The following is a 15140-nucleotide window of genomic DNA, read 5'->3' as shown; positions in this document are numbered from 1 at the left end:
GGACCGGGAAAATTCAGCTCAGAACGGAAGCTCGGGCTGGGCTGCGCCTCGCTTCATGGTCATGATCCGTTCGTGGAAGTCGCGTGCGGCGACCTCGCGTGGATACCGTGAACGGAGTTCCTTATCCAGCTCGTCAGCGACTAAAAGTAGGGACGGCAGGGACTTCCGGTCGGCTTCGAGCGCGGCTGTGCCCAAACCTATGGCTTCGTCGATCTCTCCGGTACGTGCGGCAGCAACTCCGAGTGTGAGTCGGGCCTCTGCGGCGCGCATGGGGGAGATCTCGGTGCCGTCAGGACCCGTACTGATCCGGATCACCGATCGGGCGTGGGTGGCGGCGCGTTCGTCGTCTCCGAGGAGGCGGTAGGCGTCCATCTCGTAGAAGTCCCACTTATCCGGGTCGATTATGAAGTGGTGCTCGGGGTGATCCGGGCGGGGGAGTCGGTCCAGGCGGGCGCGTCCGGCGTCCAGGGAGTCACGGACTAGTCGGGCGTCTCCCATGCGTGCGGCGGCGCGGGCTTTGTGGGCGTACAGCTGGACGCCGACGGAGTGCGTTTGGTCGGCGATGTGCCCGGCTTCTACGGCTTCAAGCATGTCCGTCCAGCGGCTTTGGGTGAGGGCGAACCAGGCTTCGATCTCGAATGCCCATGCCTTGATCTCGCCGTGTCCGGCCTCGTCGCCGATCCGCAGGGCGGCGGCCTTGCTGAGGTTGGCGGCCTCGCGCTGGCCTCGGTCGTACTGCACGCATGCGTTCAGCAGGAAGAGCCATCCTGCGTCGACGAGGAGTTCCCGGTGCTGGCGCAGGGTCATCCGGCCTTCGAGCTGCTTGGTGACGTACTGCAAGCCGTTGCGGGTGCGCTCGTGCAGGTAGTCCGCGTCGGCGTACGGATAGGCGCGGGCCAGTTGATCAATGCCCTGCTCGATCGACTCCAGGGCCGCGCTGTTGATGCTGGACATCTCCGTGCGCCGTAGCAGTTCGGCGATGTCCCAGAGTCCTGCACCACCCTCTGTGATCAAGGTGCTTGGATCCTGCGGCACGGCGATGCTGGCGCTGCGTGCCAGCTCCCAGGGGCGTGGGGCGAGTCCTGCGAGAGGGCCGGGGATGCGTAGCCCGTCCACCACTTCGAGGATCTTGCGGTGCTGGGTGATCCGTGGGCGTACGCCCTTGCCGTCGGTCTCCGGCCGGGCCATGAGGCCGATGTGCTCGCGCTTGTAGCCGACGGCTTCAGCGATCTTGGCGTAGCTGATCTTTCCGTGCAGACGGGCGAGTCTGAAGACTTCGCCGAAGTCGTGGTTCGCGACTGCCGACCGTACGTCCGCGCGTTCCAGCACGTGCGGCGGCAGAGCTGCCGGTGTCGGTGCTGCTTCGGTCATCTCACTTCCCCATCGTGATTGACCAGACGTGTCTTCTCTCGTCTCGCGAGTGTACCCACGAGGGGGGTCCCCAAGAGGGGGGAGCGACAGCCGGTACAGGGGATGCATCCTCGGTCCACCCCGCCGGGAGAGCCTCGGCGGACGTGACCGGAGACGGTGACTTTGTGTCATGACCGCGAAGCAAGCTCGAAAGCGTGAGCACGTGGCGAGTGAGCTAGATGCGTTCGCTCACTGGTTCGTCTCGCCGAATCTGTCCGACGGTGGGCGCTACCTGACGCTCACGCTCTTCGCCGAATTCGGCAACACCGCGCGCCTCGCGCGTGACATGACGGGTGCGTTCCTTGAGAGCACCGGGGCCCATGACGTCGTGGACGATGCCCGGCTGATCGTGTCGGAGCTGGTTGGGAACGTGATCAACCATGCTGTGCCGGAGCGCTGCTTTTCCAGGCCCGGCGGAGTTCGTCGTATCGATGTGGCGTTCAAGTTGTGGCCGAAGTGGCTGTTCATCGGCGTCGCCGATGAGGACTCGTCCCCGCCGTTGCTCCCTTTGGGTGAGCCGTTCTCCCCGGAACTCGCGGGCGAACTGTCTGAGGCTGTGCTACCCGACAGCGGGCGGGGGCTGCTGATCGTTCAGCGGCTGGCCGCCTCGGTCTGGTGGACGCCGGAAGACAAGGGCGGGAAGACCGTGTGGGCCCGCCTCGACCTTGCCGACGGCGCCAGGGGTAAGCCGTAGTGGTGATCTTCGGGCCGTCACGTCCTCGTTGCTCTCTCGGGAGCGGGTGACGGTCCGGGGGCTGGAGGGTCGTCCCTCCGGCGTATGGGGCGCGGCCTCTTGGCTTGGGCCATCGGGTTCCCCACCCGAGTAGCAAGGGGCCGCGCCTCACAACCGAAAACGCAAGACCGGACCACCCCCGCGCCTGGAAGCAACTGGGGTGGTCCGGAAGGGAGTACAGCGACCCCCGGTGCCTGATGGTACCGGGGTCGTTGTGCTGTGCATCCGCCCTGGACCAAAGAGAGTTGACGATCAGTTACCTGGACCAGGACAGAGGTGGACACAATGACTGGCGCTGGCGAGAACTGGCTGAGCGACGGCATCGACGACTCCGATGCGGACTTCGGGCTCTGGGTGCCTGGCGTCGACTACGTGGCGGCGTGGCGGGTTGCGCGGGAGTCTGCTGACCGTTTGAACCGGGCGTTCCTCGGTGCCGGGTTCGAGCTGTCGGAGGTGCGGGCCGTTGCCTCGACGAATGAGGACGGGCGCGGAGTGGTCCGGGTTTCCGGCTGGCCGGATGCGGTGGAGCGGCTTGCCGGGTTCCTGGAGTCGCACCCTGGCGACGGTGTGGCATGAGGAGCGTTCTCGCTGGTGAGTGGCGCGGGTGGGCATGTCGCCGGCCGCAGGGACTTTGGGCGGGAGCTGCCATGGGGCGAGTGAACAGGGGGCCTTACGCTCGCCAGCGGATCGGGCAGTCCTTGGAGCTGCCCGCAATAGCCCGATCGGCCCCCTGTTCTTCGAGGCTCGCCCCATGGTGGCTGCCTAAAGTCTCGGAGGCCGTCGACCCCCAGCCCACCACGCCCCGGCCCACCATGGCCGGTCGACGCCTCAACTCCCGTGGCGTGCTGCGGTGTGGGGCGTCTGGCGTCCGGACGGGATCGGCGGCCACGCCGCACGCCCGGCCGGGGCGGCCGGGTGCCCCGGCGCGCCGCAGGCGCGCCCTTGAGGAAGTGAAGGCTGTTTCGACCGATGGCCGTTGGCGCTCAGGCGCGGGTGCGTCGGGTGGGCTGTTTGTCGGCGGTGATCCGGTAGGCGAGTTCGGCGCGGTCCGCCCCGGTGCGCAGCTCTTCGAGGATCAGCGAGCGGCCGTCGGTGCCGTGCGTGACGCGGGCCAGGTGCAGGACCGGGGTCGCGTCCGGCAGGCGGAGAGTGGTCCGCTCGTCGGGCAGTGGCATGCGGGCGCGGACCGTCTCGGACCACGTCAGCTTCTGTCCGTCCTGGGTGAGCAGCCCGTAGATCTCGGCCGGTCGCGTGGACGGCTCCTCGGTGAGCAACGGGATGCCTTCGGCGGTCGTGAAGGGGATCAGTGTGCGGTGCATGGCTCGCGTCCCGGAGCTGGGGTCGATCAGGAGACGGTCGCATCCGAACAGGGCTTCTTCTGCGCCGAGTTGGAGGAGTCGGCCGGTGCCCGTCGTGGTGCGGGTGCGGTAGGTGCTCGGCTGTTCGGCCTCATCCCACGCGTCGCCGTTGGGCATCACGAACGTGCCGTCGGTGGTGCAGGTGATGCGGCGTTCGAGGGTGAGGGCAGGCTGTTGGCTGGTGCGGACGTAGCTGCCTTTGCCGTGGCGGACGTCGATGAGGCCTTCCGCTCGCAGGGCGGCAATCGCGTTGCGGACGGTGGGGCGGGATACGCCGTAGCGGGCCATGAGCTGGGCCTCGGACGGCAGCAGGGCATCAGGCTCGAACTCGCCCGAGAGGATGGCTTCCCGGATGGCGGCGGCCACCTGCTGGTAGAGGGCTCCGGGGCGCTGGATCTCCGACATGGCGGCATCTCCGGGTTCAGGTCGTAGTCACGTCGCACGCGCGACATCACTCGTCAGCATAAGTACTTGCGTCCCTGTCGTACAGCACTTCATAGTCATCACTCGTAAGGACAAGTGACGTCTGAATATGTCAGGCGTCCCATCGGCCAAGGAGGCCAACGACATGCAGTCCATTCCCGTGGACACCGGGCGGCTCGGCGTACTGCGCTGCGCCATCGCCCCCGAAGCAAAGATCAGCAACCAGGAAACGCAGGAGGTCAAGAAGGACCGGGACGGCAACCCCGTCTACACCGTCGCCGTCACCGTGCGGCAGGACCGGCGGCGCATCTCCGTCATCGAGATCGCCGTCACCGGCGAACCCAAGGGCGTCGAGGAAGGCATGATCCTCAAGGTCACCGGGCTGACCGCGTTCATGTGGGCGATGGGCGACCGCCACGGCGTCAGCTTCCGCGCCGACGCCATCACCCCCATCTCCGGCGCCTTAAAGGCCGGTGGTGCGTCATGACCGGCCTGCTCGCCCTCGCCCTCGGGCTGACCGTGCTGATGTGGGTGCTGGGCGGCGGTGATCTGCTGCGGCGGCATCGCCCGGTCTGGCACTGGTACCTCGCCGGATACCCGGCCGCTGCGTGGCGGGTGGTGTTCACCTGGCGCAAGATCGCGATGCTCACCGACCTTGCCGTGTCCCGCCGTCCGCCGCGCGGGCTCCTCGGTGACCTGGTCGTCAAGGGCGATCCGCTGCGCCCGGTGACACCGAAACTCTCGTTCCCCCGTCCGACGCGTGCCGGGCTGACCGTGATCGTGCGGCTGCACGCGGGCCAGACCCCCGCCATGTACCTCAAGGCGGCCGATGCCCTCGTCCATGCCTGGAAGGTCCACGCCGTACGGGTCACCTCCCCGGAACGAGGACTGGCGCTGCTGACGGCAACGGCCACCGATCCGCTGCAACGCCCCGGCCTCGCCACCGCCCCGCCAGCACTGCTCTCGGCCCTCATCGGGGTGCTGGAAAACGGGGGCGCGTGGGTGATGGATCTCCTGGTGGTGCCGCACTGGCTGATCGCCGGGGCCACCCGCTCCGGCAAGTCCACCCTGCTGGCCAGGCTGATCACCCAACTCGCCCCACAGAACGTCGCCCTGGTCGGCATCGACTGCAAAGGCGGCATGGAACTGGGCCTGTTCACCGACCGGCTCAGCGCACTGGCGACCTCCCGTCGTGAGGCGGTCGCGGTGCTCGCCGCGCTGGTGGTCGAGATGCAGGACCGGATGAGCGTCTGCCGGACGGCCGGGGCCCGCTCAATCTGGGAACTGCCCGTCAGGTTCCGGCCCGTACCGGTCGTCGTGATCGTCGACGAGATCGCGGAACTGTACCTGTCCGACGGCAGACGCGAGAGCAAAGCAGAAGCCGAACAGTGCTCCACCCTCCTGCTCCGCCTGGCGCAACTCGGGGCCGCCCTCGGCATACACCTGGTGGTGGCCGGGCAACGCGTTGGCTCCGACCTCGGCCCCGGTGTTACCGCACTGCGCGCTCAACTCGGCGGACGCATCTGCCACCGGGCCAACGACCCCGGCACCGCAGAAATGATCCTCGGCGACCTCAACAAGGACGCCGTGGCCATCGCTCAGTCGATCACCGCTCAGGAACAGGGCGTGGCCGTGTGCACCGGACCGGACGGCGGCTGGAACCGCGCCCGCTCCCATCTCACCCTCACCCAAGAGGCCGTCGCGGTCACCCGTAAGCACGCGGGCCTGGTGCCCGAACTGCCCACCGTCACCCGCGCGCTCGCCGCTCTCGAAGGAGACTCCCAATGATCAGCACAGGTGCCGCCGTGTCCCTCGTCGTGGTCTTCGGGATCATCACCTTCCTCCTCGTCCGCTCCCGCGACGTCCGCGCCTGGGAAGCCGTCTGCATCGCCCTGTTCGGCCTCTACCTCGGCCAGACCCCCGTCAGCCTCACCATCAACGGCTTCGTCACCTGGGTCCTCAGCGGCTTCTCCCACTTCTAGACACAGCAGAAAGGGACGTACGCCATGCCTATGCGCCGCGTGAGATGCACCGTCTGCAAGGGCGACGGAGCACGCAAGACCTGGACCGGACGATTGCGCCGCTGCCGCGTCTGCCGGGGCACCGGAACCATCCGCTGAACCCACCACCCGCCCGACCACGCCAGGAGTGATCCCCATGACCCACACCGCACCATCCGCCCCCATCCGTGCCGCTGCGGCGGCTCACCCCGGAAGGTCACCACCATCACCAGGCAACCCATCAACCCGGCTGACAGGCGCGCCGTCCTCGACCGCGCGGCGCGCCTGCGCCAACTCCCCGAAACAGACCGAGACGCACTCCGCATCGTCCAACACACTCACTTCGTGCGCTGGTTGGAGCAGATCACCGCTACCGGCGGCTGCGCCCACCCTGTTCACCTTTCCGGGTCGACAACGACTCTGGATACGGCAACGGGCGAGATCCTCCGCCACTACGACACCCGCACCGAACCCGGCGAACGGCTTTCCGTCCGCTGCCGCAACCGGCGGGCGAGTGTCTGCGCCCCCTGCTCCCGACTCCATGCGGGCGACACCTACCACCTCGTCCGCGCGGGCCTCCTCGGCGGCAAGAACATTCCCGCCACGGTCCGCAACCGTCCCCGGCTCTTCGTCACTTTGACTGCGCCTTCGTTCGGGCCGGTCCATCGTGCCGGGAACGAGCGTTGCCGACCGCGCCGTGACGGCGGAACCTGTGAACACGGGCGCACCCTCGGCTGCGGCGCCGCCCACGCCCCGGACGCACCCGCCATCGGTCAACCGCTGTGCGCCGACTGCTACGACTACACCGCCCACGTGCTGTGGCACGCGCACGCCTCCAAGCTGTGGGACCGGTTCGTCATCGACGTCCGGCGGCGTCTCGCCTCCTCCGTCGGCCTCGTACAGTCCCGATTCGCCGACCACGCCCGACTGTCCTTCGCCCGCGTCGCCGAATACCAGAAGCGCGCGGCCGTCCACGTGCATGCCGTCGTCCGCCTGGACGGTCGGAACGGAGCCAGCGACGAACCCCCGGCCTGGGGCACTGCTCAACTGCTCATCGACGCCGTACGCGGCTCCGCCGGTCGGGTCCTGGTCCGCACTCCCTACAGCCCGGCCGTGGGCGAGCTGGCCTTGCGCTGGGGCATCCAGGTCGACGCCCGGCAACTGCACACCGACGGCGACGGACCCGACGACGACGCCGTGGCCGCGTACGTCGCCAAATACGTCACCAAAGGCGCGAGCGAGACAGGCGCCGGCACCGACCACACCGTCACTACCTGCGACGACATCGACGCCGCACCCGTCACCGAGCACGTGCGCACCCTCATGCGGGTGTGCTGGCGCCTCGGCGGACTTCCCGAATACGAGCCCCTCCGCCTCCGCGCCTGGACTCACACCCTCGGCTATCGCGGCCACATCCTCACCAAGTCCCGCGCCTACTCGACCACATACGCGGCCCTCCGCGCCCAACGCGCCCACCACGTCGGCCACACCGACATCCCCGACACAGTCACCGAACGGAACTGGCGCTACGTCGGCTCCGGCCACACTTCCGGCGCCGCACTCATCGCCGCAGGAATCGCCGAGGACCTCGCTCAATCCCGAGAAGAGCGACGGGCTGTGCTCGGTGAGGAGGGCCGCTGACAGGCAGACGTGAAAGCGCTGAAGTGGCCGGGTGGGAGTGGGCCAGAGAGCACGCCCGTAAAGCTCCGAAGTGGTCGGATGCCCGTTGGCGGCAAATGAACGCGATTCTTGGTCTGGAAGTGAAAACGACTCGGGCCCGTTCCGGCAAACGGCTGCCGTGACGGGCCCGGTGAGCTGGTGCTGAGACGATCAGTCTTCTTCTCGATAGATGGGCGTGAGCCTGTTCCAGACAGGGCCTCCAGGCCTGACAGCCGGACTGACCAGTACGGTCAACAGCGTCTTCTCCACGTATGCATGCCGCTCGACGAAGTCAAGGTCATCCCACACGCGGCGCAAGTCGACCGGCTCACCCTTGACGCGCAGTGCACGGCGGCGCCACTCGTTCCGCTCCTTGACCAGTCGGCGTTCCGACGCCTCGGCCTTCGCTAGGAACGCGAAGTAGCGTTCTTTGCTGACCGTCCGCTGTTCCCGTTGCTCGGTCCAGTCGGCGACGTCTTCCCTGATCCGGGCAAGCTCCTCCTCGCCGTTCCACTCATCGGGAACCGCCGTGGCCGCCCTGTCCTGAGCCTCTTCCTCGTACTTGGTGATCACGAGCATCTTGAGTGCCTTGTCCGTGTCCGGGCCAGAGACCCGGACACCGCCGCATCCGTACCCGCTCCGCTTGTCGGGGCACGTGTAGTAGAAGAACCCTTCCGGCTTGTTCCTGCTCGCAGGGGCTTTTTGGGCACGCAAGCGGCTTCCGCACCCGTTCTTGTCGCATCGAAGGACGCCTGTTCCCAGGTATTTGCGGGCGTTGTACGCGGCGCCGGGTTCGGGGCTGCGGCCGATGGCCTCCGTGACGGCTTCCCAGTCGGCTACCGAGATGATCGGGGTCCACTGGCCCCTGACTGGTTCTCCGTCGTCATCAAGGACAGTTTCGACCCTGACACTCTCGGTTCCCGTCTCCGGATTGAACTCTCCGACCTTCTTTGACCGATAACCACAGATACGAGGGTTCCGGAGTACCTGTTTCACAGTGTCCTTGCTCCACGTGTTGCCAAGCGTCGTGGTGATGCCTCGCTTGTTCAAGTCGGCTGCGATCGCCCGGGGGGACGCCCCGGTGATGATGCGCTCAACCGCCTTGCGGATCGCGGCGGCTTCCTTGGGCTCAAGCGTCCGCTTGTCCCTCTGGTAACCGAAGGGGCGGGTGCTGCCCGTGGGGATGCCAGCCTGCTGCATTGCCCGGTGCTTGCGGCGAACACGACGCGCTGTGTCGGCACTCGATTTGTTGGCCACCGTCACCAACAGGCGCGCAACCGTGCGGCCGTTGTCGGTGAGGAGATCGAGCGTGCCGGTGATATCGATGATCGGGCGGCGGAAGTTCTCCACGACTTCGATCGCGTCTTCAAGGTGCCGGTTGTCGCGCGTCAGACGGTCAATGTCGTAGACGATCAGCCCGTCCAGCCGTTCGCCGTCCGGAGCCATCCCGCGTTTGAGGTCGGCTAACGCCCCTTCGAACACCGGGCGTATCACGCGGTAGGCGACTGTCCCGTCCGGCTGACGCACCCTCTTCCGCTTCCACGCCGACGTGTCGGGTTCCTCGTACGTGTAGACGTACCGGCCTCCGCGACTCTCGACGAACCGGCGGGCGTCCTTCTCCTGCTCCTCACGGCTCTTGATGTCCCGGCCGGTAGCTGGACGCCACTTCTCGCCGTTGCTGGCGGGGCGGTCCTGCTTCCTGCCCGGGGCCGTCGCGGACAACTCCTCGTCGTCAGCTTCCAGGGACAGCCGGACCAGTACTGCCCAGTTCTGGCCTTCCAGATCACCCCAGTGCGCTCGCTGTACTAAGTCATCGGTCATGGCGCGAGGTTACTTCCGCCGATGCTCTGTTCGGTCGAGATGCCGGCGCCGCTCAGAACGGCGACGAGGGGCTTGGTCATGTTGCCGAGGGTAGGTCCCGGGGTTCGGGGCGGCGACCGGTTAACCACCCGGGGCCGTCACCCGTAGCCGGTGTACGGGCAGGCGGCCGGTGCTAGTGTCCGCCCATGACAGCCAAGGTCTCCGTCTCGCTCGACGCCGAACTCGTCGTCGAAGTCATGGTGCTCGCGGGCGTAGGGAACCCCCAGGACGCCGTCGAACTCGTCGTACGTGACTACATCGCGCGCGGACACCGCACGGAGGCCCGGGTCGCCGATCGCGACGACGCGCGGTGGGCGGGGGACGATGTGAAGCCGCCGGACGTCCAGGGCTGAACCGCGTCCTGGGGTACTCGTCAGGCCACCCGGCTGCCGTTCTCCAGCTCCGCCGTTCCCGCGCCCTCCGCCAGGACGTCGAGGGCGTGCAGGACCCGGCGGCCCAGGGAGCCCTGGAGGTACTCGGGGAGGTCCTCGCGGGGTACCAGCCGCCACGACAGCAGCTCCTCCTCCTGCAACCTGATCGACTTGAGCTCGTCCTCGCCGAGGACACCACCGTCGTACAGGTACGCCACCAGCGGCGGGTGGCCCGCGATGTGGACCCAGTCGACGGCCAGCAGGCGGCCGAGTTCCCGGTCGAGGCCGATCTCCTCGAGGGTCTCCCGGCGCGCGCCCTGGCGCGGCGTCTCCCCGTCGTCCGACTCGATCGTCCCGCCCGGAAGGGCCCAGCCCTCACGGTAGTTGGGCTCGACGAGCAGGATCCGGCCGTCGGCGTCACGGAAGAGCGCGGCGGCCCCGGCCAGCACACGGGGCAGGCCGGCGATGTACGTGGCGAAGTCTTGGATGGTCACCCGCGAAGCGTAACCAGGGGAGGACGGCGATCGGGGGCCGTCGGGGTATCGTCACACCCGCGGGTGTCCCAACCGCACGGTCCGCTCCGCCGGTTCACTGATCCGCACCCCGTCGAAGCCGAACACCGCGCTCCGTACGGTGTCCTCCAGCGGGTCCTTCCACCGGCTCGGGATCGCCTGCGTGCCGCGCAGTACGCGCCGGCCACCGAGCCCGCGGTCGCGCCGTTCGAGTCGCTGTCCAGGCCGCCCCGGACGGTCAGTGTGAACGTGCGGGTGAAGTCGCCGTCGCCGTACAGGAGTCCGGCGGTGAGGACGGCGATGTTCGGGACCGTGTGGATCCAGCCGAGCCCGGCGGTCTCCCCGCCGACCGTGCCCGTGTCCTCCCAGGCGGTCCCGGCCTCGTGCAGCGACACGACCCGGCGCACCGTCCGGGCCAGCCGGCTGCTCGCCGGGACCACCGTCAGCGCCGTGTCCAGGGCGTCCCGCGCGGTGGGTGCGGTGAACGCCGCCGAGATCAGTGCCGCCGCGAACATCGCCCCGTACACGCCGTTGCCCGTGTGGGAGAGGACGGCGTCCCTGCGGGCGAGGTAGGGGGCGCGGTGCGGGGCGTCCGGACAGGTCCAGCCGTAGATGTCGGCGCGGATCAGGGCGCCGATCCACTCCTGGTACGGGTTGTCGTACGTGGCCGTCAACGGCGGCCTGAGACCGGCCGTGAGGTCGCGGTAGGCGGCGCGTTCCGCCGTGAACGTCTGAAGGAACGGCAGCCGCAGCAGCCACAGTTCACCGACCTGCTCGGTGCTGAAGTCGAAACCGTGCGTCTCCAGCAGGGCCAGGCCGAGGATCGCGTAGTCGACGTCGTCGTCACGGCAACTGCCGTGGATCCGGCCGCGTACGCACTGACGCCACTCGGGGCGCAGTTCGAAGCCGTCCGTCCCACCTTCCCCGTCCTCTCTGCCGGGCGGCGGCTCGGGCAGGTAGTCGGTGAGCGGCAGGGCGTCGGCGCGCCGCAGACAGCGGTCGATGCGGTCGCGCGTCCAGTAGTCGCCCCGCTCGACCGGTTTGCCGAGCATGCTGCCCGCGATCCGGCCGAGCCGGCCGCCGAGAACGCGGTCGGCGACATCGGGCCCGGTGCCTGCTGGGGCCATGTGTCCGGTCTACCACTTCGCGCGGCACGGATGCGCAGGCTGTGAGCGGCGGGGAAGGCATGACGGGGCGGGTGTCGTGCGGTTAAGGTCGCAGCGGCGCGACTGCCCTGACGGTACGGGGCCGAGAGCAAGGGGAGTACAGGGTGGCGGACGCTGCGGGTACGGCGAATCGGGCAGGTGTGCGGACGGCTCGGGTGCTGATCGCCGCCGACAAGTTCAAAGGGTCACTGACGGCTGTGGAGGTCGCCGAGCGGGTGACCGCAGGGCTGCTCAAGGCCGCCCCCGGTGTCGAGGTCGAGTCGCTGCCCGTGGCAGACGGCGGCGACGGGACCGTGGACGCCGCGGTCGCCGCCGGGTTCGAGCGACGCGAAGTACGGGTCGCCGGGCCGCTCGGGCACGAGGTGACGGCGGCGTTCGCGCTGCGCGGCGGCACGGCCGTGGTGGAGATGGCGGAGGCGAGCGGACTGCAGCGGCTGCCCGCGGGCGTCTTCGCGCCGCTCACGGCGTCGACGTACGGCTCCGGCGAACTGCTGCGGGCCGCTCTGGACGCGGGCGCGCGCACGATCGTCTTCGGTGTCGGCGGCAGCGCCACCACCGACGGGGGCGCGGGCATGCTCTCCGCGCTCGGCGCACGCTTCCTGGACGCCGACGGTGAGCCGGTGCCGCCCGGGGGCGGCGGGCTGGACGGACTCGCCACCGCCGACCTCTCGGGCCTCGACTCCCGCCTCGTGGACGTCGATCTCGTGCTGGCCAGCGACGTGGACAACCCGCTGACCGGGCCGAAGGGCGCCCCCGCGGTGTACGGCCCGCAGAAGGGCGCCTCCCCCGACGACGTGGCCGCCCTGGACGAGGCCCTCGCGCACTACGCCAAGGTCCTGGAGACGGCGCTCGGCGCGAAGGCCGCCGAGTACGCCGCCGCGCCCGGCGCGGGCGCCGCCGGCGGCATCGGTTACGGCGCTCTGGTCCTCGGCGCCCGGTTCCGGCCCGGCATCGAGGTCATGCTCGACGTCCTCGGCTTCGCGCCCGCCCTGGACCGCGCCACGCTGGTGATCACCGGCGAGGGCTCCCTCGACGAGCAGACCCTGCACGGCAAGGCCCCGGCCGGTGTCGCGGCGGCGGCCCGGGCCCAGGGCCGCGAGGTCATCGCCGTCTGCGGACGCCTCGCCCTGCGCCCGGAGGCACTGGGCCGGGCCGGCATCCGACGCGCGTACCCCCTGACGGAGATCGAGCCGGACATCGCCAAGTGCGTCGCCGACGCCGGGCCACTCCTGGAGCGGGTCGCGGAGAACATCGGACGGGACTTCCTGGTCTGAGGTCTGTGCCCCGTAGGGCGCCGACCGCGTCACTGGGCGAGGCGCGCGGCCTCCTCCTGCGCGCCCGCCGGCCCCGACAACCGGTACGCGTCCAGCGCCAGCGTCATCTCGATCAGATCGCGTGGCCTGGCCAGTGACCGGGACGTCAGCTGTTCCAGCCGCCGCAGCCGGTTGAACACCGTGTTGCGGTGGCAGTACAGCCGCCCGGCCGCCCGTCCCGCCGACCCCTCGCAGGCCAGCCACACATCCAGCGTCTCCAGCAGCACCTCCCGGTCGGCGGGCTCCAGCCCGACCAGGGCGCCGAAGACGGCCGAGACCAGCCGGTCCGCTAGTTCCGGCTGGCTCACCACCAGGGCCGTCGGCATCCGCTGATCCAGGCGTACGACCTCGCTCGCGTCCGGCGGGCAGGTACGCAACGCCAGTTCCGCCAGCCGCCGGGCCCGCCCCAGCTCGGCCAGCCCCGGTACGACGGGACTGATCCCGCCCGCCCCCGAGCACCGCCCGCTCAGCGCCTGCGCCACCGCGTCGAGCCCCTGGTCGGGCCCCAGCAGCACCACGCCCACCTCCCGGTCGGCCCGCATCCGCCACACGAACCGGTACCCGGCGCCCCGCAACGGCCGGTGGAAGGCCTCCCGGGGGTCCCGCCGCTCCGCCCGCAGCACCACCACCGCGTACGCGCCCCGCTCCGGCAGATCGAGCCCCGCCGCTGCCCTGGCCGCCAGCCCCGGCGACTCCTGACCGTCGAGCAGTGCGTCCAGCAACGCCTGCAACTGCTCGTCCGTACGCCGCCGCAACTCCATCTCGGTCGCCCGGTACGCTTCCGAGGCCGTCGCCGCCTGTGCGTCGATCGCCGACCACACCAGGGTCGCCGACCGCATCAGCACGCCGAGCCGCTCCGGCTCCTGGCCGCCCGCCCCCTCCAGCAGCGCGTCCCAGACCAGGTAGCCCGCACTCCGGTACGCGTGCACCAGCAGATCCAGCGGCAGCCCCTGCTGGGCCCGGCGCCGGCCCGCGTCCTCCGCGTACTCCAGGTCGCGGCGCGGTGCGCCCCGGGGCGCGGAGATCGTCCCGATGCCGATCCGCATCGCCTCCTCCGCCTCCCGCCACTGCTGGTCGTACGGGAGGACCTGGCCGTAGACGGGGGAGTGCTCCGACAGTTGCCGCACATGTTCGTCCACCAGCTCCGGCACCCGTTCCAGAAGCGCCGCGCAGGACTCGGCGAGCACCTGCCAGTCATGTCCCGTACGCCTTCTGCGCGGTCCCATGACCGGAGGATGCCACCCTCCGCGCCCCTTCGGCAGGCCCCTGACACGCAGTGTTGTGCACGCGCACAACGGGCGGCGGAGTCCGCTGGTCCCCGGCCACGTTTCGGCGGATTTTCGGCCGCGACCCGTGGACGGACGCCCGCCCCGGTGCTGGGCTGAGCGCCACACCGGACGGGTGTGCGGGAGGAGCGACGCCATGGGCGGTGGAACAAGGGGATCTCCGGGCGGCTCCCCGGGCGGTTCCGCGAGCAGGTCTCCGGGCGGGACCTCGGGCGGCTCTCCGGGCGGTGCCGATCTCGTCGTACGGGACCTGTCGGTCGGGTACGGGCCCGTGCGCGCCCTTCGTCAGGTGTCGCTGGAGGTGCCCGAGGCTGCCGTCGTGACGGTGCTGGGCGGCAACGGCGCGGGCAAGTCCACGCTGCTGCGGGCCATCAGCCGCACCCTCTCCTTCCAGGGCGGAGCGACGACCGGCGGCACCGTCACGCTCGGCGGACGCCGCATCGACGGGCTCGCCCCCGACCGGGTGGTGGCCGCCGGGGTGTCCCAAGTGCCGGAAGGGCGGCGCGTGTTCGCCCGGATGACCGTCGCCGACAATCTGCGCGCCGGAGCCCTCGGCGCGAGCGGTGGACGCGTGGAACGGGCCGCCGCCCTGCGCCGCGTGCACGAACTGTTCCCCGTCCTCGCCGAGCGCGCCCAGCAGCGCGCCGGGCTGCTGTCGGGCGGCGAGCAGCAGATGCTGGCCGTCGCGCGTGCCCTCATGGCCGCCCCCAAGGTCCTGCTCCTCGATGAGCCGTCGCTCGGTCTGGCCCCGCTGATGGCCGCGCGCATCGCCGACACCGTGCGCGAGATCAACGCCCAGGGCACCTCCGTCCTGCTCGTCGAACAGAACGCAGCGCTGGCCCTTCGGCTGGCCACCCGGGCGTACGTCCTGGAGGTCGGCGAGGTCACCCTCTCCGGCCCCAGCGCGGAACTCGCCGCCTCCGACGAGGTACGGCGCCGCTATCTGGGCGTGGTGGACGAGGACGCGGCGGCGGACGTACCCGGGTTGACGCCGTCCATGCCGAGGTTGACCAGATGGGAGAGTTGATCCACATTGACCAGAGTTGACG

General features: G+C 69.8%; 14 protein-coding genes and 1 pseudogene. 9 read left to right on the top strand and 6 right to left on the bottom strand.

Annotated elements, in window-relative coordinates; all coding sequences use genetic code 11:
- Window positions 1-18 precede the first annotated feature (18 nt).
- The gene (locus IEY89_RS19935; protein WP_189148795.1) at window positions 19-1371 is read right to left on the bottom strand and encodes an NsdA family TPR-like regulatory protein; all 1353 of its coding nucleotides are present in this window, start codon (window positions 1369-1371) and stop codon (window positions 19-21) included.
- Between the two features lie 169 nt (window positions 1372-1540).
- Between IEY89_RS19935 and IEY89_RS19930 the strand changes: the two genes are divergently transcribed.
- Together IEY89_RS19930 and IEY89_RS19925 are read left to right on the top strand one after the other, a co-directional pair.
- The gene (locus tag IEY89_RS19930) at window positions 1541-2104 is read left to right on the top strand and encodes an ATP-binding protein (protein WP_189148794.1); all 564 of its coding nucleotides are present in this window, start codon (window positions 1541-1543) and stop codon (window positions 2102-2104) included.
- 324 nt (window positions 2105-2428) lie between these two features.
- Window positions 2429-2719, top strand: a complete 291-nt coding sequence (locus tag IEY89_RS19925; protein ID WP_189148793.1) for a hypothetical protein — start codon at window positions 2429-2431, stop codon at window positions 2717-2719.
- A gap of 407 nt (window positions 2720-3126) precedes the next feature.
- Here the strand turns inward: IEY89_RS19925 and IEY89_RS19920 are convergent, their stop codons facing one another.
- Window positions 3127-3906 (bottom strand): GntR family transcriptional regulator, encoded by a 780-nt coding sequence (locus tag IEY89_RS19920; RefSeq protein ID WP_189148792.1) that lies wholly within the window; start codon window positions 3904-3906, stop codon window positions 3127-3129.
- A gap of 163 nt (window positions 3907-4069) precedes the next feature.
- Between IEY89_RS19920 and IEY89_RS19915 the strand changes: the two genes are divergently transcribed.
- The 4 genes from IEY89_RS19915 (at window position 4070) to IEY89_RS19900 (ending at window position 7565) form a co-directional block, all read left to right on the top strand.
- The gene (locus tag IEY89_RS19915) at window positions 4070-4411 is read left to right on the top strand and encodes an SCO3933 family regulatory protein (protein ID WP_189148791.1); all 342 of its coding nucleotides are present in this window, start codon (window positions 4070-4072) and stop codon (window positions 4409-4411) included.
- On the top strand, window positions 4408-5712 hold the full coding sequence (locus IEY89_RS19910; protein WP_189148790.1) for an FtsK/SpoIIIE domain-containing protein: 1305 nt from the start codon (window positions 4408-4410) through the stop codon (window positions 5710-5712). Before IEY89_RS19915 ends, IEY89_RS19910 begins: the two co-directional genes overlap by 4 nt.
- Entirely contained in the window at window positions 5709-5906 is a 198-nt protein-coding gene (locus tag IEY89_RS19905; protein ID WP_086747616.1) for a hypothetical protein, read from the top strand. Before IEY89_RS19910 ends, IEY89_RS19905 begins: the two co-directional genes overlap by 4 nt.
- Before the next feature lie 303 nt (window positions 5907-6209).
- Window positions 6210-7565 (top strand): replication initiator, encoded by a 1356-nt coding sequence (locus IEY89_RS19900; protein WP_189148841.1) that lies wholly within the window; start codon window positions 6210-6212, stop codon window positions 7563-7565.
- Between the two features lie 189 nt (window positions 7566-7754).
- Here the strand turns inward: IEY89_RS19900 and IEY89_RS19895 are convergent, their stop codons facing one another.
- Complete coding sequence (locus IEY89_RS19895) at window positions 7755-9404, bottom strand: recombinase family protein (RefSeq protein WP_189148789.1); 1650 nt, start codon at window positions 9402-9404, stop codon at window positions 7755-7757.
- 185 nt (window positions 9405-9589) lie between these two features.
- On the opposite strand from IEY89_RS19895, the gene IEY89_RS19890 reads away from it, so the two are divergent.
- A complete protein-coding gene (locus IEY89_RS19890; RefSeq protein WP_189148788.1) occupies window positions 9590-9796 on the top strand; it encodes a DUF2191 domain-containing protein in 207 nt (68 codons plus the stop codon).
- 20 nt (window positions 9797-9816) lie between these two features.
- Here IEY89_RS19890 and IEY89_RS19885 read toward each other — a convergent pair whose 3' ends face one another.
- Together IEY89_RS19885 and IEY89_RS19880 are read right to left on the bottom strand one after the other, a co-directional pair.
- Window positions 9817-10308, bottom strand: coding sequence for an NUDIX domain-containing protein (locus IEY89_RS19885; protein ID WP_189148787.1), 492 nt, complete (start codon window positions 10306-10308; stop codon window positions 9817-9819).
- Window positions 10309-10359: 51 nt separating this feature from the next.
- A pseudogene (locus IEY89_RS19880) lies at window positions 10360-11453 on the bottom strand (ADP-ribosylglycohydrolase family protein).
- A 194-nt stretch (window positions 11454-11647) separates the two neighbouring features.
- On the opposite strand from IEY89_RS19880, the gene IEY89_RS19875 reads away from it, so the two are divergent.
- Window positions 11648-12766 carry a glycerate kinase gene (locus IEY89_RS19875; protein ID WP_189148840.1) on the top strand — a complete coding sequence of 373 codons (1119 nt, stop codon included), beginning with the start codon at window positions 11648-11650 and terminating at the stop codon, window positions 12764-12766.
- A gap of 29 nt (window positions 12767-12795) precedes the next feature.
- On the opposite strand, the gene IEY89_RS19870 is transcribed toward IEY89_RS19875, so the two are convergent.
- Window positions 12796-14031, bottom strand: a complete 1236-nt coding sequence (locus IEY89_RS19870; protein ID WP_189148786.1) for a PucR family transcriptional regulator — start codon at window positions 14029-14031, stop codon at window positions 12796-12798.
- A gap of 196 nt (window positions 14032-14227) precedes the next feature.
- On the opposite strand from IEY89_RS19870, the gene IEY89_RS19865 reads away from it, so the two are divergent.
- Window positions 14228-15118: an ABC transporter ATP-binding protein gene (locus IEY89_RS19865; protein WP_229695317.1), complete on the top strand. Its 891-nt coding sequence runs from the start codon at window positions 14228-14230 to the stop codon at window positions 15116-15118.
- Window positions 15119-15140 lie beyond the last annotated feature (22 nt).

It is taken from the genome of Streptomyces lacrimifluminis, from assembly GCF_014646095.1.
Taxonomy (GTDB): domain Bacteria; phylum Actinomycetota; class Actinomycetes; order Streptomycetales; family Streptomycetaceae; genus Streptomyces; species Streptomyces lacrimifluminis.
Note: the sequence above shows the minus strand (reverse complement) of the source record. Positions and strands in the feature narration are given on the sequence as shown.

What these genes read in the sequence shown, in the direction of transcription:
- IEY89_RS19870 (WP_189148786.1), bottom strand. Translation starts at nt 14,031, where the DNA reads ATGGGACCGCGCAGAAGGCGTACGGGACATGACTGGCAGGTGCTCGCC.
- IEY89_RS19930 (WP_189148794.1), top strand. Translation starts at nt 1,541, where the DNA reads ATGACCGCGAAGCAAGCTCGAAAGCGTGAGCACGTGGCGAGTGAGCTA.
- IEY89_RS19935 (WP_189148795.1), bottom strand. Translation starts at nt 1,371, where the DNA reads ATGACCGAAGCAGCACCGACACCGGCAGCTCTGCCGCCGCACGTGCTG.
- IEY89_RS19905 (WP_086747616.1), top strand. Translation starts at nt 5,709, where the DNA reads ATGATCAGCACAGGTGCCGCCGTGTCCCTCGTCGTGGTCTTCGGGATC.
- IEY89_RS19925 (WP_189148793.1), top strand. Translation starts at nt 2,429, where the DNA reads ATGACTGGCGCTGGCGAGAACTGGCTGAGCGACGGCATCGACGACTCC.
- IEY89_RS19920 (WP_189148792.1), bottom strand. Translation starts at nt 3,906, where the DNA reads ATGTCGGAGATCCAGCGCCCCGGAGCCCTCTACCAGCAGGTGGCCGCC.
- IEY89_RS19910 (WP_189148790.1), top strand. Translation starts at nt 4,408, where the DNA reads ATGACCGGCCTGCTCGCCCTCGCCCTCGGGCTGACCGTGCTGATGTGG.
- IEY89_RS19915 (WP_189148791.1), top strand. Translation starts at nt 4,070, where the DNA reads ATGCAGTCCATTCCCGTGGACACCGGGCGGCTCGGCGTACTGCGCTGC.
- IEY89_RS19865 (WP_229695317.1), top strand. Translation starts at nt 14,228, where the DNA reads ATGGGCGGTGGAACAAGGGGATCTCCGGGCGGCTCCCCGGGCGGTTCC.
- IEY89_RS19895 (WP_189148789.1), bottom strand. Translation starts at nt 9,404, where the DNA reads ATGACCGATGACTTAGTACAGCGAGCGCACTGGGGTGATCTGGAAGGC.
- IEY89_RS19890 (WP_189148788.1), top strand. Translation starts at nt 9,590, where the DNA reads ATGACAGCCAAGGTCTCCGTCTCGCTCGACGCCGAACTCGTCGTCGAA.